Raw genomic sequence first — 21,529 nt, forward strand, 5'->3', positions numbered from 1 at the left:
TCACGCGCGCAGCTCGTCGAGCACCTGACCGACCTCGGGGACGTCTCGGTGCCGCTCGAGTTTCCGCGCGACCGCGGCGATCCGAACGCCCGGGCGGGTCGAAGCGACGCCGACGGCCAGCTCGTGCGCCCGGCGCAGCGTCGCGGCGGCCTGTTCGACCTCGTGCGCCTGCAGGTACGAGGTCGCCAGCCACGTCGAGTAAAGCGCCTTGTCGCGAGCGCAGGTGTCGTCGAAGTCGCCCAGAACGCGTTCCAGCACAGGGACAGCGCGCAGCGGGCGACGTAATTCGGTCCAGCAGCGGCCGGCCATGATCTCGACCTCCGCCTCGTCGACCCAGAACACCCAATCGGGCTCCGGCCGGTCGTCGGGTCGGTTCAGGGCGTCACGGGCCATGGCGAGCGCGGCGTCGGCCTGCCGCGCGTTGCCTGCGACCGCGTGTGCCCACGCCTTCCTGGACAGCAGCAACGCGGCCACCTTCGGCGTGGCGCCCTCGCGCGCGACCTCGTAGGAAGCGTCCGCGTCCGCAGTGCCGTTCTTCGCCAGAGTCGTCTGCTGGTAGGCCGCGTACGCGAGGGCGTTGCCGGCCAGGTCCCGGGCACCGGCCTGCTCGGCGGCGCGGCGGCTGTCGTCGTAGAGCCGGCCGGCCCGCCGGTGATCGCCGTGGTCGAACGCAGCCCAGCCTGCTTGCTGCAGCTGCTCGGCGAGCAGCACGTGGAGTTCGCGCCCGATGTCGCCACCGTAGTTGCCGCGGTCGAGCAGATTCTGTGTCACGGCGACCTCGGCGGTGTAAACGGGCGCGGTGTCGCCCCCTCCGAGAACGTCGTCGAGCCGGCGAAGCCGCGCGGTGCGGCGCCGCAGGCGGTCGATGTCGGCGTGCCCGAGCCGCTGTTCCGTTCGCGGCTGCGCAAGGCCGAGTGGCAACGCGAGGGACGCCATGGCCCCGATGAACTTCCGCCTGTGCACCGGAGCGTCGTCTCCTTTCGCCTGCCTTCGGACCGCTCGTGAGGTTGCCACGGCGTCCTGGAGTACCCGGCTGTCCACGGCGAAGCTGTCGGCGAAGTGCTGTTGCCAGAACGGCGTGAGCAACCGCCTTTCCGCTTCCCAGCGCGAGACCTCGTTCCGGGTGACCGGTCGACCGGACAGTGCCGACAGGGTGTCTGCCTGCGCTGCCTGCGACCGACCCGACCGGGCGCGGAGGTGACGGAGCAGCTCGCCGATCGTGTCGGGCTCCATGTCTGCTCCCCACGCTCCACCTGGCGTCGTGGCCACCAAGCGTGGCCCCCTCTTCCGGCCACCCCGCCGACTGGCCACCTCAACGGCTACTCCTCGTAACGGGGTGATGCTGATTGCCTGGTCATCATGACAGATGGCGACGCACGGCGGCGGCCTTGAGGGCGCTGATCCACATCGACCCGACGACGATTCACCCGGTGATCGACAGCGTGTGGCATCGAACGGCGCTGTCTTCGGTCCCTGTTCCGGGTGAGGGCATCACGATGCTCTGCGGCGCGACGGCGCCCGCGGAGTTCGAGCCGCTGAAGGAGCGCACCGCCCACGGTGTGCCCACTCAATGCCCGTACTGCGACGTGGCCTACCGCCGCGCCCTGGGCTGGATCGTCCCGCCGAATCACCCAGGTCTGCATCGCGGGGCGCGAGCGCGCTGACGGCGGAACTGATGGGGCCGGAGGATCAACGACGTCGGCGAGAAAGGCCGCAGATGGCGAAGGAACGCAATACCGCCGGCGCGGGCCCCACCCGCCCGGTATCGGGCAAGGACCACCGAACGTCCCGCCCGACGGAAGACAACCCCGCCCCACAGCCCCGGCCGATCCAGCCACCGCCGCCGGACGACAGGCCGAAACGATGACCGAACCGGCGAACCGGCCGCGCCAAACCGGCAGCTGCCTTGTCCCTGGCAGGGTGGGCAACGTCGCCTGCGGTTCGGCGGGTGGCTACCCGCCACAGCAACCCACCGGCCCCACCCGACCCGGCGGCACGATGCGCTCGACCCTGTTTCGATGGCGTCCGGACCCGCCCACAAACGACGGCGAGGAATGACGCCGTGGACACCCACCGGTTACCATCCGGTCATGCGGACAGCCCGGGAAATGGACAGGCTGGCCTCGGCATTTCTCAGCGGCGGCCACGGCGCACGCTTTTCGGCAGCGGACCTCCGCGCCGCGGTCGGCGTGCACAACGCACGCCTCTATCCCCTGCTGCAGGTGATGCGGCAACGCGGCTGGATCACCGACGAATGGCCCAAGTCCGATCCGCTGCGTCCACACTGCTACCTCCTCACCGAACGCGGCCGGGAAGAACTCTCGGACGCCTAGCCGGCCGGTGACCGGCCCTTCTCGGCACATCGGGATTCGGCCACCCGTCTTGGGCAAACCGGGCCGGGGCCGGCCATTGCTCTTCTGGCGCACCTTGATCACTTACCGTGAACACGGCGACGGTGACCCGACTGGCGGGTGAAGTCCGGCCCCGAGCCGTCCGGTGCTCGCTATCTGTGGGAGCAGCGTTTCCGGAACAGAACAGGGGTCTTCATGCGCGCCACCCGGCTGCTCGTCGCCGTCCTCTCGGCAGCCATCCTGCTCACCACCACCGCGGCCGCCGCGTCGGCGGCCGGGTACCACCACTACGTCGCCCTCGGCGACTCGTTCACCTCGGGGCCGTTCATCCCGGCGCAGCGGCTCGACCCGCTCGGCTGCGGGCGGTCGACAGCGAACTACCCGTCGGTCGTGTCGGCCGCCCTGCAGCCCGGCGACTTCACCGACCTCAGCTGCGCCGGTGCCGACACCACGAACCTGACCCGGCCGCAGCGGGTGCCCTTCAACGGCACCAACGCCCCGCAGCTGGACGCCCTGCGGATCGACACCGACCTGGTCACCCTCGGCATCGGCGGCAACGACTTCGGCGTGTTCAGCAGCCTCACCACGACCTGCCCCGGCCTGCGGGCGAGCGACCCGACGGGCAACCCGTGCGAGAAGCACTTCACGACCAACGGCGTCGACACGGTGGGCACGGCCATCACCGCCATCCAGCCGCGGATCGCCGCCGTGCTGGCCACGATCCACCAGCGCGCGCCCGGCGCGCGGGTGCTCGTCGTCGGCTACCCGCGGATCGTGCCGGAGAGCGGCTACTGCCCGGACGTCCTCCCGTTCGCCGACGGCGACTACGCCTGGTTCAACCGCATCGAGAGCGACCTGAACCAGGCCCTCGAGGCCGCGGCCGGGGGCGGGGACGCCGAGTACGTCGACACGTTCGGCCCGTCGCGCGGCCACGACGCCTGCGCCCGCGGCGGCGCGGCGTGGATCAACGGCAAGGACCAGGACGTCTTCGCCGCGGCCGCCTACCACCCGCTGAAAGCCGGGATGGCCGGCGTGGCCGCGGTGGTGCTCAAGGCGCTGCGCTGACGAAGTCCAGCACGAGCCGGGCGAACTCGTCCGGCAGCTCGGCCGGGGCACCGTGCCCCGCGTCGATCTCGGCGGCGCGCGCGTCCGGGATCGCGGCGACCAGCGCACGCTGCTGGCCGGCCGTGACGATCCGGTCGTGCGCGCTGCCGAGCACCAGCACCGGCGCGGTGATCGCGGGGAGGACCGGCCGCAGGTCGACGGCGCGGTCGGCCTCGATCTGGCGGTCCGCGCCGGGCTGGATCACCGTTTCCAGGCTCTTGACGAGCTGTTCGTTGCTCTCCGCGGTGGCCTGCTCCCAGTAGCGCGGGCCGAACGCCATCAGCGGGAGCATCCGGGTGAAGGTCCCGGTCTCGAGCAGGTCCAGCCAGTAGCGGAACTCGGCGTCCTGCCGGACGTCGGTGACCGGCCAGGCGGCGTGCAGGACCGCCGTCCGGACGCGGCCCGGGCGGGTGCCGGCCAGGTGGGCCGCCACCACCCCGCCGAGCGAGTGCCCGACGACGTGGACGGTTTCGCAGCCGGCGTGGTCCAGGACGGCTTCGGCCTGGGCGGCGAGGGTCTCGACGGTGATCGGGCCGCCGTCGTCGGTGGTCAGGCCGGAGCCGGGGAAGTCGGGGGCGAGGACGGTGAAGCCGTGCGCCCGCGCGGTCAGCGGGGCCCACTGTTCGCGGGACGCGGCGGTGCCGTGCAGCAGGAGCAACGCGGGGCCGTCGCCGGTCCGGTCGTAGTGGACGACGGCGTCTTCGAGGGTCACTTTCGGCATCGTTCAGGCGGCTTCCCGGAGGGCGGCGGTGAACGCGCGCGGGTTTTCCTGGTGCGGCAGGTGCCCGCAACCGGCGAGGACGTGCACGCGGGCGCCGGGTGTTTCGGCGGCGCAGTTGCGCGGCACCTCGAGCGGGATCTGGGCGTCCAGTTCGCCGTGCAGGTAGGTGATCGGGGGCTTCAGGTCCTTCAGCCGCGGCCGCGGGTCGTAGGTGGTGCATTCGGTGAACAGTTCGTCGATGTAGGCGCCCGAGTCGAGCAGCTGGCGGAGGGTCCAGTCGACGAGCTCGCGCGCGGCGCCGGGCGCGAACCAGCCCGGCACCCAGCCTCCGAGCGTGCCGGCCCGGTCGTCGACGAGCTGTTCGCGCAGGTCGTGGATCTGGTCGAGCATGCCGGTGCTCGGCCAGTACCCGGGACTGCCGACCGCGACGACGTGCTCGACGAGGTCCGGCCGGGCGAGCGCCAGCTCGGTGGCGAAGACGCCGCCGATGCTGGAACCGACCACGGTGGGCCTGATCTCCAGCGTTTCGATCAGCTGTGAGAGGTCGGCGGTGATCCGGGCGATGGTGTTGCCGTCGGCGGGGTGGTCCGAGCGGCCGCACCCGCGCCAGTCGAGGGTGACGACGCGGTGGTCGCGCACGAGATCGGGCAGGCAGGAGTTCCAGACGCGGCCGCTGGTCCCCCAGCCGTGCAGGAGCAGCAGCGCGGGGCCGGTGCCGGCGTCTTCGTAGTGGAGGCGGGTTCCGTTGACTTCCATGATCGGCATGGGGTCCATGGAAGTGGCCGCGTGCCGGGTTTTCGATGAGCAGTCTGTCCCTACACTGATCACGAAGCCTGATGAATGGGGTTGCGGGTGGAGCTGCGTCAGCTGAGGTACTTCGTGACGGTCGCGGAGGAGCTGCACTTCGGCCGCGCCGCGGAGCGCCTGCACATCGTCCAGCCGGCGGTGAGCCAGCAGATCCGGCGGCTGGAGCGTTCACTGGGCGTGTCGTTGTTGTCGCGCACGACCCGGAGCGTCTCGTTGACGGAGGCGGGGCAGCGGTTCCTGCCGGAGGCGCGTGCGGTGCTGGCGGCGGCCCGGCGGGCGGAGGAGTCGGTGGTCCCGTTCCGGCCCCGCGGGGGTTCGGTGCGGCTGGGGACGAGCGAAGGGCTGGGCGACCGGCTGGACGTGCTGCTGGCCGAGTTCACGCGGCGAGCCCCGGAGGCGCAGCTGGAGCTGGTCCACGCCCCGACGGCGCAGCGCCTCCAACGAGTCCGCGACGGCTCCCTGGACGCAACCATCGTCCGCGGCGACCGGCCCGCACCGGGGCTCGACTTCAGTCTGCTGTGGACAGACGAGCTGGTGGTGGCCCTGCCGGCCGCACATCCCCTGGCTTCGTCGCCTGCCGTCGGCTTCGCCTCGCTGGCTTCGCTTCCGGTGCGGTTGAGCCCGCCTTCGCGGAATCAGCCTCTTTACGACCTGGTCGTTTCGTGCTGCCGGGAGGCGGGGTTCGAGCCGATCCTCGGCAAGGAGTTCACGACGGCGCAGGACACGTTGGGCACGCTGGGGTTCGGCCGTCCACATTGGACGGTGTTCTACCGGGCGCACGCGAACCTGCTGCCGGTGCCGGGCGTGGTGTTCCGGCCGCTGCGGGATCCGGCACCGCGGATGCAGACGTACCTGGCGACACCCTCGGACCGGCGGTTGACTCCGGAACTGGTGGCGCTGATCGAAGCCGCGCGGGCGACCGAAGCCGGCTGAACGACCTTCGCGGCGCGTTGCCCGGATCCAGGGTCGCGGATGGGTCATCATGTCCGAGTGGCCGACGCCGAGCCGGGCAGCAAGCCTGCCGAGAAGGAGCAGAAGCCGCCCGAGGGCTTGTCGCAGTTCATCGGCAAGGTGCTCGACCAGCTGAGCTTGAGCGCCTGGATGCCGGCCGCCATGCTGGTCAGCTGCGGCGCGGTCCTGCTCCAGCTGCGGAGCCAGGGCAACTTCGACATCGGTGCCGCGGTGGTCAGCCTAACGGCAAAGCCGCTGGGCATCCTCGTCGTGCTGGCGTTCGCGCTTGTCCTGGCGGCCTTGATCAGCCAGGCCTTCTCATTCTCGGCGATCCGGTTCTTCGAGGGGTACTGGAAGGGCCCGCTGGTCTGGCTGGGCATCTACCGGCTCATGGTCCGCCGCAAGACAAAAAAACGGAAGAAGCTCGACGACAAGCTGAAACGCGAAGAACAGCATGCGTTTGAGCGAGCCATACTGAGGATGCTCCTGCGCAACATCCCACGACCATTCATCCGTGCGGTCGTGGAAGTCCGGAACCTGAAGAACGGCCCGACCACGCGCGAGCAACGGCAAGCCGCCGCCTTCAACTGGCAGACCGTCCTTCCCCCTGACGCGGTCGGCAAGCTCGCGAGGATCAAGCAGGCCAAGGAGGACTACCCCGATCCGCACCGAACGCTGCCGACGAAGCTCGGCAACATCCTCCGAGCAACGGAAGATTCGATCACCCGCGGCCGGGACACCCAAGATCTCGTCCTGCGGCACGGTGACGAGATTCCGGCCCGGCTCAGGCTCCACCACGACCAGTTCCGCACTCGGCTGGACATGTACTGCACGCTGATCTTCGTCAACGTCGGACTGGCGGGGCTCACGGTTGCCCTGCTCGCACCCGCCCGGAACTCGTTGCTCGGCACAGCCGCAGCCACCGCGATGTTCCTGCTGCTCGCACTCGCGAGCTACTCGGCGGCGATCACGAGCGCCCGGGGATACTGCACAACTCTCAAGGTCATCTTTTCCCCGCACGCCGATTGAGCGGCTCGCTCAGCGTCGGCTGCCGCCAACCGGCTCCATCGGCAGGCCGTGTTCGGGGCAATCGGGTCGGCTGAACGACCGAAGCTTCCGCCCGCAGCCGGGGATCGGGCACCGGTACTGCTTCTCGCGCAGCTCGGAGTCCCCCGGAAGCCGGTCGTCGACCACGAACCGACTTTCCCCCCGCCTACTGCCAGTGTCAACGCACAGACTGTCGTCAAGAACTATTGACCAGCTGACGATTCTTCGTCAGCTTCCCACCGCGGGGGTACGACAAAGCCCGGCACTCCGCGACGGAGTGCCGGGCTTCATCCACAACCTCAGGAAGCCGGCAGGGCCGCCAGCCGGGCCGTGATGCGGTCGATGTCCGCCGCCGCTGTTTGCTTGCGGGTCTTGATCTTCGCCACCACCTGCTCCGGGGCCTTCGCGATGAACGCCTCGTTGCCCAGCTTCGCCTCGGTCTGGGTCAGCTCCTTCCGAGCCACCGCCAGGTCCTTCTCCAGCCTCTTGCGCTCCGCGGCGACGTCGACCGTTCCCGACAGGTCCAGCTCCACCGTCACCACGCCGTCCGCCAGGGCCACTTCCAGTGACGCGCTCGCCGCGAACTCGGGCGCCGGCTCGGTCAGGCGGACCAGCGAACGGATCGCCGATTCGTGGCCGCCCGGGTAGCCCGTCAAGCGGGACGCCACCTTTTGGCCCGGCTTCAGGCCCTGGTCCGCGCGGAACCGGCGGATCTCCGTCACCAGCTTCTGGACGTCCGCGATCCGGGCGTCGGCCACAGCGTCCGCGTAGCCCTCGAACGGAGCCGGCCACGACGCGACCACCAGCGACTCGCCGCCGGTCAGCGCCGTCCAGAGCTTCTCCGTGATGAACGGGATGAACGGGTGCAGTAACCTCAGGACCGTGTCCAGCACGTGGCCCAGCACGGACCGGGTCGCGGCGACGCGGGCGTCGTCCCCTTGGTACAGCTGGACCTTCGCCAGCTCCAGGTACCAGTCGCACAGCTCGTTCCACGTGAACTGGTAGAGCGCGCCCGCCACCTTCGCGAACTGGAAGTCCTCGAACAGACCGTCCACTTCGGACACCAGTGCGGCGAGACGCCCCAGGATCCAGCGGTCCGCCTCCGTCAGATCGGCAGCGGCAGGCAGCGGCGAAGCCACCGAAGCGCCGTTCATCATCGCGAACTTCGTGGCGTTCCACAGCTTCGTGCAGAAGTTGCGGGAGCCCGCCGCCCACTCGTCGGCCAGCGCCATGTCCGCGCCCGGGTTGGCGCCGCGGGCCAGGGTGAACCTCGTGGCGTCCGCGCCGTACGCGTCCATCCACTCCAGCGGGTCGATCACGTTCCCGCGCGACTTCGACATCTTCTTGCCCTGGGCGTCACGAATCAGGCCGTGCAGGTACACGTGGTCGAACGGCTGCTTGCCGTCCATCTGGTGCACGCCGAACATCATCATCCGGACCACCCAGAAGAACAGGATGTCGTAGCCGGTCGACAACACGCTGGTCGGGTAGAACTTGGCCAGGTCTTCCGAGGCCGACGGCCAGCCCAGCGTCGACATCGGCCACAGGCCCGACGAGAACCACGTGTCCAGCACGTCCGGGTCCTGCGTCCAGCCCTCACCCGACGGCGGCTGCTCGTCCGGGCCGACGCACACCACTTCACCGTCCGGGCCGTAGTACACCGGGATGCGGTGGCCCCACCACAGCTGGCGCGAGATCGTCCAGTCGTGCATGTTGTCGACCCAGTCGAAGTAGCGCTTGCCCAGCTCCGGCGGGTGGATCTTCGTCCGGCCGTCGCGGACCGCGTCGCCCGCCAGCTTGGCCAGCTCCTCGACCTTGACCCACCACTGCAGCGACAGCCGCGGCTCGACCACCGTGTCGCACCGCGAGCAGTGGCCCACCGCGTGCACGTACGGCCGCTTCTCCGCGACGATCCGGCCGGCCTCCCGCAGCGCGGCGACGACCGCCGGGCGCGCTTCGAACCGGTCGAGGCCCTCGAACGGGCCGGCCGCGGTGATCTCGGCGCGCTCGTTCATGATCGTCAGCATCGGCAGGTCGTGGCGGCGGCCGATCTCGAAGTCGTTCGGGTCGTGCGCCGGGGTGACCTTCACCGCACCCGTGCCGAACTCCGGGTCGACGTGCTTGTCGGCCACGATCGGGATGCGGCGGCCGGTCAGCGGCAGCTCGACCTCGGTGCCCACCAGGTGCGCGTACCGCTCGTCGTCCGGGTGGACGGCGACCGCGGTGTCGCCCAGCATCGTCTCCGCGCGGGTGGTCGCCACGACGATGGCGTTGTCGCCGTCGCCGTAGCGGATCGACACCAGCTCGCCGTCGTCGTCGTGGTGGTCGACCTCGATGTCCGAGAGCGCGGTGTGGCAGCGCGGGCACCAGTTGATGATCCGCTCGGCCCGGTAGATCAGGCCCTCGTCGAAGAAGTTCTTGAACACCGTCTGGACGGCCTTCGACAGGTTCTCGTCCATGGTGAAGCGCTCGCGCGACCAGTCGACGCCGTCGCCGAGGCGCTTCATCTGGCCGAGGATCTTGCCGCCGTACTCGGCCTTCCACTCCCAGACACGCTCGACGAACTTCTCCCGGCCCAGGTCGTGGCGCGAAAGGCCCTCGCCGGCCAGCTGGCGCTCGACGACGTTCTGCGTCGCGATGCCCGCGTGGTCCATGCCCGGCAGCCACAGCACCTCGTAGCCCTGCATGCGACGGCGGCGGCTCATCGCGTCCATCAGGGTGTGGTTGAGCGCGTGGCCCATGTGCAGCGAACCGGTGACGTTCGGCGGCGGCAGTACGATCGAGAACGGCGGCTTCCCCGACGAGGCGTCGGCCGTGAAGTACCCGGCCGCTACCCAGCGGTCGTACATCGGTGCTTCCTCGGCGGCCGGGTCCCAGGCACCCGGAAGGTCGGTGGTCTGCTGCGGAGCGTTCTCGGTCACAATGGACAAGTCTACGAACCCGTCACGGCGGGTCACCCAGGGGGAAGGCACTCGGGATGACACAGCCTCAGCAGCCGCAGGATCCGGACGACCGGCGCCTCGAGACGCACCCGGACCTGATGAACCCGGACTGGCAGAAGTACGCCGCGCGGGACGCCTGGCTGGGCGCGAAGAAGGACCTCAAGAAGCGCCGCAAACGCGACCGCCGTACGGGCGGCTACCAGCAGCCGGGGCAGAGCCGCTGGCCGGGCGTGCTCGCCCTGCTCATCGTGGTCGGCCTGGTCGCCGCGGCGATCATCGTGCACCAGCTCCAGGGCGTCGGCGTCAACGAATTCGCGTACTTCGGGTAGCGCCCCGCCCGCCCGAAGCACCAGGTCCCACCTCGACGGCTCCCCGACCTGAGATCCGTCACACCCCAATACACAGTCTGGACTGAACAGTTAGACTGTGTACATGGGCGAAGTACCTCCGCACGTGGCCGAGAGCGCGGGCTGGATCCGCGGCGTCGTCGGGCAGCTGCACCGGCGGCTGCGCCACGTCGACAACGCCGGGATCCTGACGCCTTCGCAGTCCGCCGTGCTGCACCGGCTGCTCCGCGAAGGCCCGGCCACCCAAGGTGAGCTGGCCGCCGCCGAGCATGTGCGGCAGCAGTCGATGGCCGCCACCCTCGGGGTGCTCGACGAGCTCGGCTACCTCGCCCGCACGCCCGATCCGGCCGACCGGCGGCGCGTGGTGATCAACCTCTCCGACGCCGGCCGCGACACCGTGCGCGGCATCCAGCAGCACCGCGACGAGTGGCTGGCCCAGGCGCTGGTGGACGAACTGTCCCCCGCCGAGCTCGACGCCGTCACCCGTGCGCTGCCACTGCTGCAGCGCGTCGCCGAACACTGAAGGAGTTCCTCACGAGCACCGTCACCGCCCCCGCCGAGTTCGGCGCCCGCCTGGTCACCCCGCTGGTGGCCGGCGCGGTGCTCAACCCGATCAACTCCACGCTCATCGCCGTCGCGCTCGTGCCGATCGGGCAGAGCTTCGGCGCCGGCCCCGGGCAGACCGCCTGGCTGATCTCGGCGCTCTACCTGGCCACCGCGGTCGGGCAGCCGGTGGTCGGCCTGCTGGTCGACCGCCACGGCGCCCGCCGCGTCCTGCTCGGCGGCGCGAGCCTGGTGATCGTCGCCGGGGCCGCGGGCATGATCCCGATCTCGGTCGGCTGGCTGACCGGCGTGCGGGTCGTCCTCGGCCTGGGCACCTGCGCCGGGTTCCCGGCCGCGATGGCCGTGCTGCGCCACCACGCCGAAGCGCACGGCCAAGGCGTGCCCGCGCGGGTGCTGTCGCTGCTTTCGATGTCCGCCCAGACGGTGATGGTGATCGGCCCGACGCTGGGCGGGCTGCTGATCGGCCTCTTCGGCTGGCCCGCCATCTTCGCCGTGAACATCCCGCTCGCGGGCCTGTCGCTGGTGCTGGCCCTGCTGTGGGTACCGAAGGACGACCGCGGCGAGCGCACGGCCACCCGGATCGACGTGCTCGGCATCGCGCTGTTCTCCGCGACCCTGCTCGCGCTCCTGTTCTTCCTGATGAACCCGGGCGCCGAGCTCTGGCTGCTCGCCGTCGTCGCGGCCTTCGGGACGGCCTTCACGCTGGTCGAGCTGCGGCGCGACGCGCCGTTCCTCGACCTCCGGATGCTCGCGGCCAACGGCGCGATCCTGCGGACCTACCTGCGGCAGGCGCTGAGCTTCATGGCCATCTACGCGATCATGTTCGGGTACGTCCAGTGGCTGGAGACCGCGCGGAAGCTGTCCGAGGAGGCCGCCGGGCTGATGCTGCTGCCGATGTCGGGCACCGCCGTCTGCGCGGCGGCGTTTTCCGGGCGCGCTTCGGGCATCAAGGCGCGGCTGGTCACCGTCGCGGTGGCGCTGGCCGGCGGCTCGGCCCTGCTGCTGCTCGTCCACGACGGCACCTGGGTCGGCGCGCTGCTCGCCCTGGCCGCGTTGTTCGGCCTCGCCCAGGGCCTGACCAGCGTCGCGAACCAGACGACGCTCTACCGCGAAGCGCCCGCCGACCAGATGGGCACCGCGAGCGGCCTGTTCCGCACCGCCCAGTACCTCGGCGCGATCGTGGCTTCGACGCTCATCGCGCTGTGCTACGGCCCGCACGCGGACTCGGCGGGCCTGCACCGGCTGGCCGTCGCGCTGGTCGTCATCAGCGGGCTGCTGCTGGTGGTCACCGTCGCCGACCGGGGACTGCGCACCGAACACGCGTGACCCCGGTGGCCGTCCCCGATCATCGAGGCGCACGATGAACACATGACCCGTGAAGCGCCGGCGCAGGACGTGGACGAAACCCGCCTCGAGGTGGGCAAGCCGAAGGGCTGGGCGGCCGGGATCCCCGGCGTCGCCGTGTCGCTCGCGCGCAGCGTCGAGCAGATGGGCACCGGCCGGACGATCAAGGCGCTGCGGCTGCTGAACCAGCGCGAAGGCTTCGACTGCCCGGGCTGCGCGTGGCCGGAACCCCGCGAGGTGGACGGGGAGAAGCGAAAGCTGGCCGAGTTCTGCGAGAACGGCGCCAAGGCCGTCGCCGAAGAAGCCACGAAACGCCGGGTGGACCGGGACTTCTTCGCCACGCACCCGATCGGCGACCTCGAAACCAAGACCGACTACTGGCTGGGCCAGCAGGGCCGGATCACCGAGCCGTTCGTGCTGCGCGAAGGCGCGACGCACTACGAGCCGATCTCCTGGGACGCCGCGTTCGAGCTGGTCGCGGGCGAGCTCAAGGCGCTGACCGACCCGAACGAGGCGATCTTCTACACCTCGGGCCGCACCAGCAACGAGGCCGCGTTCCTCTACCAGCTGCTGGTGCGCTCCTTCGGCACCAACAACCTGCCGGACTGCTCGAACATGTGCCACGAGTCCTCGGGCGCCGCGCTGTCGGCCACCACCGGCGTCGGCAAGGGCTCGGTGAGCCTCGCCGACATCCACAAGGCCGACCTGATCGTCGTCGTCGGGCAGAATCCGGGCACCAACCACCCGCGGATGCTCTCGGCGCTCGAAGAGGCCAAGGGCAACGGCGCGAAGATCATCGCGGTGAACCCGCTGCCGGAAGCCGGGCTGATGCGGTTCAAGAACCCGCAGAACGTCCGCGGCGTCGTCGGCCGGGGCACCCCGCTGGCCGACGAGTTCGCCCAGGTCCGCCTCGGTGGCGACCTCGCGCTGTTCCAGGCCGTCGGGCACCTGCTGCTGGCCTGGGACGCCGAAGCGCCCGGCGCGATCGTCGACCGCGACTTCGTCGAGCGGGTCACCGAGGGCTTCGACGACTACGCCGAGCACCTCCGGGAGATCGACTGGCCGGAGATCGAGCGCGCGACCGGGCTCCCGCGGGAGCAGATCGAGCGCGTCGCCCGGATGATCGCCTCCTCCGAGCGCACCATCTACTGCTGGGCGATGGGCCTGACTCAGCACAAGCACGCGGTGCCGACGATCTCCGAGATCGCGAACCTCGCCCTGATGCGCGGGATGATCGGCAAGCCGGGCGCCGGCCTGTGCCCGGTGCGCGGGCACTCGAACGTCCAGGGCGACCGGACGATGGGCATCTGGGAGAAGATGCCGCAGTCGTTCATGGACGCCCTCGCCGCCGAGTTCGGCATCGAGGTCCCGCGCGAACACGGCTTCGACACCGTCGACGCGATCCGCGCGATGCGCGACGGCCGCGGCAAGGTGTTCTTCGCCGTCGGCGGCAACTTCGCCTCGGCGACGCCGGACTCGGAGCTGACCGAGAAGGCACTGCGCTCCTGCTCGCTGACCGTGCACGTGTCGACGAAGCTGAACCGCTCCCACGTCGTGCACGGCCGCACCGCGCTGATCCTGCCGACGCTCGGGCGCACCGAGCGCGACGTCCAGGCGAGCGGCGAGCAGTTCGTCACGGTCGAGGATTCGATGTCGCAGGTGCACACCTCGCGCGGGCGCCTGCGGCCGGCGAGCGAGCACCTGCTCTCGGAAGTCGCCATCATCACCCGGCTGGGTGAGAAGCTGTTCGGCGCGGGGCATGCGGTGCCGTGGCGGACCTTCGAGACCGACTACGACCTGATCCGCGACCGGATCTCGCGGGTCGTGCCGGGCTGCCAGGACTACAACCGCCGCGTCCGCGAGCCGGACGGCTTCGTGCTGCCGCACGCCCCGCGCGACTCCCGCGAGTTCACCGGGACGGCGAACGGCAAGGGCAACTTCACGGTGTCGGCGCTGGAATACCCGCAGGTGCCGGCGGGCCGGCTGCTGCTGCAGACGATGCGCAGCCACGACCAGTACAACACCACGATCTACGGGCTCTCGGACCGCTACCGCGGGATCGAGAACGCCCGCCGCGTGGTGCTGGTGAACCCGGACGACCTGGCGGCGCTCGGCCTGGCCGACGGCGCGCTGGTGGACCTGGTCTCCGAGTGGCGCGACGGTGACCGCCGGGCGACGGCGTTCCGGGTCGTGGCGTACCCGACCGCGCGCGGCTGCGCGGCGGCGTACTTCCCGGAGGCGAACGCGCTGGTGCCGCTGGACTCGGTGGCGGACAAGTCGAACACGCCGGTGTCGAAGGCGATCGTGGTGCGGCTCGAACCGGTCGTGGCCGAACCTCAGCCCTGAAAGTCCTTTTGCAGCGTGCCGGTCATGTCCGTGGCCACGGCCTGCACGCTGTCCAGCGTGGCGGGCGGGATCAGCGCGGCCTCGGTGCCGCCGTCGGCGATGGCCAGGCCGAGCACGACGTTGCCCGAGCGCACGGCGGCCCACTGCTCGGAGAAGCCGGCCTCGTCACCGACCCCGGTGGCGAGCCGGACGCCCGAGTGGTCGCCGAGCGCGTCCGTCATCAGCTGGCTGGCCTTGGCGGCGGCCTCGTCCGCGTCGGACTGCGTGAACCGCACGACGGCGATCGTGACGAACCGGTAGTCCTGCAGGTTGGGCTTGCCGCCGCCGAGGTCGCGCGCGTACAGCCGGCGGCAGGTGGTGATCTCGTTGCCCTCGCTCGCGTGGTCGTCGGGGATGACCTTGGTCTCGGCGGCCTTCACCGAGTCGACCGGGATCTCGACGGTCCCGGGCGCGAGCTGCGCCTGCGCGTTCGGCCCGGGCAGCCGGCAGGCGTCGATCGCGCCCGGGTAGTGCACCGAAGCGGACGCCGACTGGCACCCGGCACTGAGAACGGCTGAAGCGAGGACGGGCAAGATCCACCCACCCCGGGTGACGCTGCTGCGCATAGATTCCGGACTTTCCGTCTTTCCTGAAATCGGTTTTCCAAGACCACCCACCGATCGGGTGAGCTTTCCGCCGTCAGGTGGTCCTGCCCGCCGACGGTCACCGCACCCTGCCTCACCAGTGCGGCAGCGTCAAGACCACTGCCCCGGGTGGTCCACCGTGGTCCAGTCGAACCGCGTTCTCGGGAAATCCTCGCGCATTTCAGGGATTCGACGGAAAATCCGGAACTTCGCCGATGATCAATTCAGCGCCCGGCCGGTCAGTCCACGCAAACGACGCCGTTCGAGGTGATCGGATCGTCCGAAGCGCCGCCGGGACCGGTGCCGCCGCCGCCCGCCACGCCGGGGCCGGAGTACACCGTCCCGAGCACCACCTCGATGTGCCCGGCCGGCACCGACGCGGACTGCTGCGTCGTCAGCCCGCCCAGCAGCTTCGCCACCTCGGCGCCGCGTTCGGCCAAAGCGGGACCGAAGCGGACGACCGAGGTCCGCCGGGTGTCGGTGTTGCCGGTCGCCCGCGACGTGAACCCCTTGTCCCGCAGGACACCCGCCACGCGGGTGGCGAGCCCCTCCTTCGGGCCCGCGTTGGAGACGTCGACGGTGACCGACGCGGCCGGCGCCGAGGTCGACGGCGCGGTGGGCGCGGCCGGCGTCCCGCCGCCGATCAGGCTCGCCGCGAAGGCCTTCACCGCGGCCGGGTCGACCTGCACCGCCGTCGCCCGGGGGTTGTTCGCCGGGTCGTAGCGGTAGTCGACGTTGACGACCGGGATCGTCGCGAACTGGATCCCGCCGCCGCTGACCCCGCGCATCTGCCCGACGAAGTCGAGCAGGTTCCACGAGCCGTCCAGCACCACCGAGCGCTTCACCGCGTCGATCAGGTCCGACAGCCTCCCCGGATCGGCCAGCGTGCCCGCCGAGAGCACCTGCCGGGCCAGCCCGGCGAGGAACACCTGCTGGCGCCGGACGCGGGCGAAGTCGGTGCCCGGGAGCCCGTCGCGCTGCCGGACGAAGGCGAGGGCGTCCGCACCCGAAACGCGCTGCGGACCGGCCTGGAAGTCCGCGCCCGAGTTCTGGTCCTTGGTGGCCTTCTTCAGGCAGACGTCGACGCCGCCGACAGCCTTGCTGATCTCGTAGAAGCTGAGCAGGTTGACCTCGGCGAAGTGGTCGATCTTCACCCCGGTGAGGTCCTCGACCGCCTGGCGCGTCGCCCGGCGGCCCGCCGTGAGCGCCCCCAGGTTGATCTTCCCCTTGTCGGTCTCGCCCGCGTTGCGCAGCCGTCGCGCTTCGGCGGCCTTCGCGCGCCCGAACGCGCCGTTGATCTTGCCCTTCCCGCCCGCCAACGAGACGTAGCTGTCCCGCGGGATGGAGAACGCTTTCACCTCCTTGGTGCCGTTCGGGATCCGCAGCACGATCAGGGTGTCGGTGAGGTCGTCGCCGTTGGCACCGGCCCGCAGCTCGCGCAGCATTTCCGCCGGCAGCGGGTTGCCCTGGTTGTCGGAGCGGGCGTCCCGGCCGACGAGGAGGATGTCGAGCGAGCCGTCGGCGGGCTGCTCGCCCGGCTTCGCCGCGCCGCCCGCTTCGTCGATCACGTTGTCACGCGTCACGTCGTCGAGGGCGCGGAGGTTGACGTACCCGTACGCCGTGCCGCTGAGCACGACGAGGGCCAGGCCGGCTACGACGATCTTCCCCAGTGGATGCACGCCCCTCTGGACGTCCGAGTCCTGGGAACCGCTGCACGAGTGAGAGTTGAGTCACATCCGCAGGTGTGAGGCGCCGTTGAGATCGAGGATCGCGCCGGAGGCCCAGGTCGCTTCGGCCGAGGCGAGGTAGACGACGGCCGCGGCGACCTCCTCGGGCGTGCCGACCCGCCCGAACGGGCTCTGCGCGCGCAGGGCGTCGTCGATCCGGCCGGCCACGCGCTCGGTGGCGGTGAAGCCGGGCGCCACCGACGTCACGGAGATCCCGTGCGGCGCGAGGGAGACGGCGAGCGACTGGCCGAACGCGTGCAGCGCGGCCTTGCTCGCGCCGTACGCGGGGTGGTCCGGCTCGCCCTTGAAGGCTCCGCGCGACCCGACGTTGACGATCCGGCCGGGCGCGCCGCGCCCGACGAGGTGGCGCGCGATGCAGTAGCTGAGGTTCGCGGCGCCGATGAGGTTGACGTCGACGGTGCGCCGCCAGATCCGCTGCCAGTCCGCATAGGACACTCCGGTGACGGGGTGCGCGGTCTCGGGAGAGGTCGCGACGGCGGCGTTGTTGACCAGCACGTCGACCCCGCCGAGCCCGGCTTCGGCGGCGTCGGCGATCCTGCGCGCCGCCTCGGGGTCGGCCAGGTCGCCGCCGATCAGCAGGTGCCCCTCGCCGGCCAGCCGCGAGAGCGTTTCCCCGGCCTCCGCGGCGCGGTGTCCATAGTGGACAGCCACCCGGTCACCCCGCGCCGCGAACGCCGTGGCCACCGCGCGCCCGATACCGCGGGACGCGCCGGTGACGAGAACTCCCCTGCTCACCCGAACAGCTGGACCAGCTTCAGGAACAGCTGGTACACCCCGTACCCGAACGGGAGCACCACCCACGCCCAGGCCAGCACGATCAGCGGCACCCGGCCGGGCTTCGTCGACGGTTCGCTCATCACGCTTCGCTCCTCACGGCCTCGGGGACCGGCTCGTGGAACTTCTCCTTGACCGGGCGGACCAGCTCGTTGGCCACGAAGCCGACCACGAGCAGGCCGATCATGATGTAGAACGACGTCGTGTAGAGGTCCGGGCCGGACTTGCCCGCCGCCTTCTCGCTGTCGGCGATCCGGTTGACGATCAGCGGGCCGAGCACGCCGGCCACCGACCACGCCGTGAGCAGGCGGCCGTGGATCGCGCCCACCTGGTAGGTGCCGAAGAGGTCCTTCAGGTAGGCCGGGACCGTCGCGAACCCGCCGCCGTAGAACGACAGGATCACCATCGCGCACAGGATGAACACGAGCTTCGACGAGTTCTGCGTCAGCGCGATCACCAGGTACAGCAGCGCGCCGACGCCGAGGTACGTGCGGTAGATGTTCTTGCGGCCGACCAGGTCCGAAGTGGACGACCAGACGAACCGGCCGAGCATGTTGCACAGCGACAGCAGCGCGACGAACCCGGCCGCCGCGGCCACGCCCACCGGCGTCGACGTGCCCTTGAAGAAGTCCTGGATCATCGGCGACGCCTTCTCCAGGATGCCGATGCCCGCGGTCACGTTGAAGCACAGGACGACCCAGAGGCACCAGAACTGCGGCGTCTTGATCGCGTTGGCCGCCGAGACGTTCGCCGTGGTGATCATGGCGGCGCCGTGGTCGGTCTTCGGCTCCCAGCCGTCGGGCTTCCAGCCGTCGGCCGGCACCCGCACGAGCAGCCAGCCCATCGACATGAACACCGCGTAGACGAGGCCGTGCACGAGGAACGCCGTCGCGATGGTGCCCGTAGTCGGTGCGGTGCCCAGCATCGACGACGACCACGGCGAGGCGATCAGCGCGCCGCCGCCGAAGCCCATGATCGCGATGCCGGTGGCCATGCCCGGCCGGTCCGGGAACCACTTGATCAGCGTCGACACCGGCGAGATGTAGCCGATGCCGAGCCCGATGCCGCCGACCCCGCCGTAGCCGACGACCACCAGCCAGAACTGGCCGGTCGCCACGCCGAGCGCGGAGATGAGGAAGCCGCTGGCGAAGCAGCACATCGACACGAACATCGCCCAGCGGGGGCCGTTCTTCTCGACGAGCGTGCCGCCGAACGCGGCGGACAGCCCCAGCATGACGATGCCGAGCTGGAACGGCAGCGAGCTCTGCGTGCCGTTGAGGTGCAGTGTCTTCTCGAGCGGGGTCTTGAAGACGCTCCACGCGTACGCCTGCCCGATCGACAGGTGGACCGAGAGGGCCGCCGGCGGCACCAGCCAGCGCGTCCAGCTCGGCGGTGCCACGATCCGGGATCGGTCCAGGAAGCCGAGAGCCATCGGTTCCCTCCGTAATCTGGGGATGATGGTGGGAATGTATTACTAAATCACCGGTGTTGCACCATACGAGTGTCGAACTTTCGGGCAGTGAAGGATGTGCTCATGGGCAGGGTGACCGTGCGCAGGCCGGTGCGGCGGATCTCCGCGACCGGGGACCGGCGCCGCCCCGACGCACTGGCCGCCGAAGAGCCCCTGGAGCTGCGGGTCGGCGGCCGGGCGCTGGCCGTCACCATGCGCACGCCGGGCCACGACGTCGAGCTCGCCCACGGCTTCCTGCTGTCGGAGGGCGTGATCGGCGGGCGCGCGGACATCGCCGTCGCCCGCTACTGCGACGGCGTCGACGACCAGGGCCGCAACACCTACAACGTGCTGGACATCGCGCTGGCCGACGGCGTCCCGCCGCCGGACACCGGGGTCGAGCGCAACTTCTACACGACGTCTTCGTGCGGGGTCTGCGGCAAGGCCGCGCTCGACGCGGTCAAGCTCCGCACCCGCTTCTCCCCCGCCTCGGCCGCCTTCGCGGTGAAGAGCGAGACCCTCTCCGCCCTGCCGGACGCGCTGCGCGCCCGCCAGAAGGTCTTCGCCAGCACCGGCGGCCTCCACGCGGCGGCCCTGTTCACCCCGGACGGTGCCCTCGACGTCGTCCGCGAGGACGTCGGCCGGCACAACGCGGTGGACAAGGTGCTGGGCTGGGCGGTCCTCGAAGACCGGATCCCGGCGCCCGGCCACGGCCTCCTGGTGTCCGGGCGGGCGTCGTTCGAGCTGGTCCAGAAGGCCGCGATGGCGGGGATCGGCCTGCTGGCCGCGGTGTCCGCACCGTCTTCGCTGGCGGTGGAACTGGCCGAGGAGAACGGCATGACCCTGGTCGGCTTCCTCCGCGGCGACTCGATGAACCTCTACACCGGCGACCACCGCATCCTGACCTAACCGACCGGCACCCAGTTGCCGTGGAAGCCGTTGGGCACGCGGTCCGGCAGGTGGATCGCGGCCACCGTCTCCAGCGTGCCCGCGTCCAGGATCGTCAGGTCGCTGCGCTGCGTGGCCGGGTCGAACACGAAGCCCAGCAGGACGCCGTCGTCCTCGGCCGCGTCGTCGTGGCGGGGGACGAACACGAACTCGCCCGGCTGGCGGCCCGCCCCGAACGCGCGCTCGGCCCGGGCGCCCGTCTGGAAGTCGTGCTTGTACAGCGAGCCGCCGGACTCCGCGCCGCCGTCGGCCGACATCGCGTAGCCGTAGCGGTGGCGGCGGCCCACCAGGCGCTCGTCCACGCGCGGGAACTCCTGGCCGCGGTCGTCGAGGCGCTCCTCCAGCACCTTGCCCGCCGCCAGGTCGACCGTCCAGCGGTCCAGGGTCGGACTGCCCTCGTCGGGGCCGTGCAGGTTGCGGTCGAACATCTTCGGGTGGCGGACGACGTCCAGCACCACGCTGTCGCCGTCGTCGTAGGCGTTGAGCGGGTGGAAGACGTAGCACGGCTCGACGTCGAACCACCGGACGTCCCCGCTGCCGCCCTCGCGCGGCATGACCCCGATCCGGGCCGGGTACTTCGGGTCCCAGCGGTAGGGCAGGCCGCCGTTGGCGCCGAGCTTGCCGGCCATCATCGCGGTCACCGGGTCCGGGACGCGGACCTTGCCCACCATGGCCGACACCACCAGCTTCGCCGGCGTCCGCAGCGCGGCCGGCACGCTCGCGGCGACCGCCATCTCCGTGTTGAACGTCACCGGCAGGTCGTAGAAGACGACGTGGTTCTCGGTCAGCGAGAAGTCGTGCATCATCGGCGACCCGGTGACCTCGACGTCGACCGTGCGGCGGGCGCGGCCGTGCACGTCGATCACCGAGTACTGGACCTTGTTCCCCATGCCGAAGAAGTACGAGACGGCGTGCAGCTCGCCGGTGCGCGGGTCGCGCTTGGGGTGCGCGGTGTAGCCGCCGGGCAGCGTGCCGTCGAAGTCGCAGCGGCCGACGGTGTCGAGCTCGTCGGTCAGCTCGTAGATCGGTGCGCCGGCTTCGATCAGGGCGAGGGTCTTCCCCGCGTGCCCGATGACGTTGGTGTTGGCGCCGAGCGCGTCCAGCCCGCAGAACCGGCTCGCGTCCTCGCCGTTCAGCGTCGCCGCGACGGCGGGGTTGCGGACCCACCGGTTGCGGTACCACTCGGCCTTCCCGTCGCGCAGGCGCACGCCGTGGACCATGCCGTCGCCCATGAACCAGTGGTAGGCCGCCGGGTCGACCTCGGACAGCGGGTTGGGGCCGTTGCGCAGGTAGCGGCCGTCGAGGAAGTCCGGGATCCGGCCGGTGACGGCCAGCCCGGTGATGGTGTGCTCCCGGCTGACCGGGGCGAAGTTGCCTTCGAGGAACTTGTTGCCCATGTGGCCCCTCCACGGTTTCTATAACTCGGTTATGGAACCAGGTATAACAGGGTTATGGGATACTG

20 protein-coding genes are annotated in these 21,529 nt (G+C 70.7%); 10 read left to right on the top strand and 10 right to left on the bottom strand.

The window, feature by feature from the left end:
* A complete protein-coding gene (locus ACWED2_RS06385) occupies positions 1-963 on the bottom strand; it encodes a hypothetical protein (protein WP_449689395.1) in 963 nt (320 codons plus the stop codon).
* Positions 964-1,388: 425 nt separating this feature from the next.
* Here ACWED2_RS06385 and ACWED2_RS06390 point away from each other — a divergent pair, with 425 nt between their 5' ends.
* From ACWED2_RS06390 to ACWED2_RS06400, 3 genes are all read left to right on the top strand, one after another.
* Positions 1,389-1,664 (top strand): hypothetical protein, encoded by a 276-nt coding sequence (locus ACWED2_RS06390; protein WP_449689396.1) that lies wholly within the window; start codon positions 1,389-1,391, stop codon positions 1,662-1,664.
* A gap of 426 nt (positions 1,665-2,090) precedes the next feature.
* Entirely contained in the window at positions 2,091-2,333 is a 243-nt protein-coding gene (locus tag ACWED2_RS06395; protein WP_449689397.1) for a helix-turn-helix transcriptional regulator, read from the top strand.
* A gap of 213 nt (positions 2,334-2,546) precedes the next feature.
* A complete protein-coding gene (locus tag ACWED2_RS06400) occupies positions 2,547-3,416 on the top strand; it encodes an SGNH/GDSL hydrolase family protein (RefSeq protein ID WP_449689398.1) in 870 nt (289 codons plus the stop codon).
* Here the strand turns inward: ACWED2_RS06400 and ACWED2_RS06405 are convergent.
* A complete protein-coding gene (locus tag ACWED2_RS06405; protein WP_449689399.1) occupies positions 3,400-4,176 on the bottom strand; it encodes an alpha/beta fold hydrolase in 777 nt (258 codons plus the stop codon). The two genes, ACWED2_RS06400 and ACWED2_RS06405, sit on opposite strands and share 17 nt — an antisense overlap.
* Positions 4,177-4,179: 3 nt before the next feature.
* Entirely contained in the window at positions 4,180-4,941 is a 762-nt protein-coding gene (locus ACWED2_RS06410) for an alpha/beta fold hydrolase (RefSeq protein WP_449689400.1), read from the bottom strand.
* Between the two features lie 75 nt (positions 4,942-5,016).
* On the opposite strand from ACWED2_RS06410, the gene ACWED2_RS06415 reads away from it, so the two are divergent.
* A complete protein-coding gene (locus ACWED2_RS06415; RefSeq protein WP_449689401.1) occupies positions 5,017-5,916 on the top strand; it encodes a LysR family transcriptional regulator in 900 nt (299 codons plus the stop codon).
* A 57-nt stretch (positions 5,917-5,973) separates the two neighbouring features.
* Complete coding sequence (locus ACWED2_RS06420) at positions 5,974-6,963, top strand: hypothetical protein (RefSeq protein ID WP_449689402.1); 990 nt, start codon at positions 5,974-5,976, stop codon at positions 6,961-6,963.
* A 317-nt stretch (positions 6,964-7,280) separates the two neighbouring features.
* On the opposite strand, the gene ACWED2_RS06425 is transcribed toward ACWED2_RS06420, so the two are convergent.
* Complete coding sequence (locus tag ACWED2_RS06425; RefSeq protein WP_449689403.1) at positions 7,281-9,902, bottom strand: valine--tRNA ligase; 2,622 nt, start codon at positions 9,900-9,902, stop codon at positions 7,281-7,283.
* A gap of 56 nt (positions 9,903-9,958) precedes the next feature.
* On the opposite strand from ACWED2_RS06425, the gene ACWED2_RS06430 reads away from it, so the two are divergent.
* The 4 genes from ACWED2_RS06430 (at position 9,959) to ACWED2_RS06445 (ending at position 14,524) form a co-directional block, all read left to right on the top strand.
* A complete protein-coding gene (locus ACWED2_RS06430) occupies positions 9,959-10,252 on the top strand; it encodes a hypothetical protein (protein WP_449689404.1) in 294 nt (97 codons plus the stop codon).
* A 103-nt stretch (positions 10,253-10,355) separates the two neighbouring features.
* Entirely contained in the window at positions 10,356-10,793 is a 438-nt protein-coding gene (locus tag ACWED2_RS06435; protein ID WP_449689405.1) for a MarR family winged helix-turn-helix transcriptional regulator, read from the top strand.
* Between the two features lie 65 nt (positions 10,794-10,858).
* Positions 10,859-12,160 carry an MFS transporter gene (locus ACWED2_RS06440; protein ID WP_449689406.1) on the top strand — a complete coding sequence of 434 codons (1,302 nt, stop codon included), beginning with the start codon at positions 10,859-10,861 and terminating at the stop codon, positions 12,158-12,160.
* 42 nt (positions 12,161-12,202) lie between these two features.
* On the top strand, positions 12,203-14,524 hold the full coding sequence (locus ACWED2_RS06445; protein WP_449689407.1) for an FdhF/YdeP family oxidoreductase: 2,322 nt from the start codon (positions 12,203-12,205) through the stop codon (positions 14,522-14,524).
* On the opposite strand, the gene ACWED2_RS06450 is transcribed toward ACWED2_RS06445, so the two are convergent.
* The 5 genes from ACWED2_RS06450 to ACWED2_RS06470 all read right to left on the bottom strand — a co-directional run bounded on the left by ACWED2_RS06450 (position 14,515) and on the right by ACWED2_RS06470 (position 19,101).
* Positions 14,515-15,096, bottom strand: coding sequence for a hypothetical protein (locus tag ACWED2_RS06450; protein ID WP_449689408.1), 582 nt, complete (start codon positions 15,094-15,096; stop codon positions 14,515-14,517). The genes ACWED2_RS06445 and ACWED2_RS06450 overlap by 10 nt on opposite strands.
* A gap of 290 nt (positions 15,097-15,386) precedes the next feature.
* Positions 15,387-16,826, bottom strand: coding sequence for an LCP family protein (locus ACWED2_RS06455; RefSeq protein WP_449689409.1), 1,440 nt, complete (start codon positions 16,824-16,826; stop codon positions 15,387-15,389).
* A 51-nt stretch (positions 16,827-16,877) separates the two neighbouring features.
* Positions 16,878-17,630, bottom strand: coding sequence for an SDR family NAD(P)-dependent oxidoreductase (locus ACWED2_RS06460; RefSeq protein ID WP_449689410.1), 753 nt, complete (start codon positions 17,628-17,630; stop codon positions 16,878-16,880).
* Positions 17,627-17,752 (bottom strand): MFS transporter small subunit, encoded by a 126-nt coding sequence (locus ACWED2_RS06465; protein WP_449689411.1) that lies wholly within the window; start codon positions 17,750-17,752, stop codon positions 17,627-17,629. Before ACWED2_RS06465 ends, ACWED2_RS06460 begins: the two co-directional genes overlap by 4 nt.
* Positions 17,752-19,101 carry an L-lactate MFS transporter gene (locus ACWED2_RS06470; RefSeq protein WP_449689412.1) on the bottom strand — a complete coding sequence of 450 codons (1,350 nt, stop codon included), beginning with the start codon at positions 19,099-19,101 and terminating at the stop codon, positions 17,752-17,754. Before ACWED2_RS06470 ends, ACWED2_RS06465 begins: the two co-directional genes overlap by 1 nt.
* Before the next feature lie 102 nt (positions 19,102-19,203).
* On the opposite strand from ACWED2_RS06470, the gene fdhD reads away from it, so the two are divergent.
* Entirely contained in the window at positions 19,204-20,028 is an 825-nt protein-coding gene (gene fdhD / locus ACWED2_RS06475) for a formate dehydrogenase accessory sulfurtransferase FdhD (protein WP_449689413.1), read from the top strand.
* On the opposite strand, the gene ACWED2_RS06480 is transcribed toward fdhD, so the two are convergent.
* Positions 20,025-21,464 (bottom strand): carotenoid oxygenase family protein, encoded by a 1,440-nt coding sequence (locus ACWED2_RS06480; protein WP_449689414.1) that lies wholly within the window; start codon positions 21,462-21,464, stop codon positions 20,025-20,027. The two genes, fdhD and ACWED2_RS06480, sit on opposite strands and share 4 nt — an antisense overlap.
* Between the last annotated feature and the right edge of the window lie 65 nt (positions 21,465-21,529).

This window comes from Amycolatopsis sp. NPDC005003, assembly GCF_053600695.1.

Bases quoted from the DNA above. Each gene is read 5' to 3' on its own strand.
- ACWED2_RS06430 (WP_449689404.1), top strand. From the start codon at position 9,959: ATGACACAGCCTCAGCAGCCGCAGGATCCGGACGACCGGCGCCTCGAG.
- ACWED2_RS06405 (WP_449689399.1), bottom strand. From the start codon at position 4,176: ATGCCGAAAGTGACCCTCGAAGACGCCGTCGTCCACTACGACCGGACC.
- fdhD (WP_449689413.1), top strand. From the start codon at position 19,204: ATGGGCAGGGTGACCGTGCGCAGGCCGGTGCGGCGGATCTCCGCGACC.
- ACWED2_RS06410 (WP_449689400.1), bottom strand. From the start codon at position 4,941: ATGCCGATCATGGAAGTCAACGGAACCCGCCTCCACTACGAAGACGCC.
- ACWED2_RS06480 (WP_449689414.1), bottom strand. From the start codon at position 21,464: ATGGGCAACAAGTTCCTCGAAGGCAACTTCGCCCCGGTCAGCCGGGAG.
- ACWED2_RS06415 (WP_449689401.1), top strand. From the start codon at position 5,017: ATGGGGTTGCGGGTGGAGCTGCGTCAGCTGAGGTACTTCGTGACGGTC.
- ACWED2_RS06395 (WP_449689397.1), top strand. From the start codon at position 2,091: ATGCGGACAGCCCGGGAAATGGACAGGCTGGCCTCGGCATTTCTCAGC.
- ACWED2_RS06470 (WP_449689412.1), bottom strand. From the start codon at position 19,101: ATGGCTCTCGGCTTCCTGGACCGATCCCGGATCGTGGCACCGCCGAGC.
- ACWED2_RS06465 (WP_449689411.1), bottom strand. From the start codon at position 17,752: ATGAGCGAACCGTCGACGAAGCCCGGCCGGGTGCCGCTGATCGTGCTG.
- ACWED2_RS06400 (WP_449689398.1), top strand. From the start codon at position 2,547: ATGCGCGCCACCCGGCTGCTCGTCGCCGTCCTCTCGGCAGCCATCCTG.
- ACWED2_RS06435 (WP_449689405.1), top strand. From the start codon at position 10,356: ATGGGCGAAGTACCTCCGCACGTGGCCGAGAGCGCGGGCTGGATCCGC.
- ACWED2_RS06445 (WP_449689407.1), top strand. From the start codon at position 12,203: ATGACCCGTGAAGCGCCGGCGCAGGACGTGGACGAAACCCGCCTCGAG.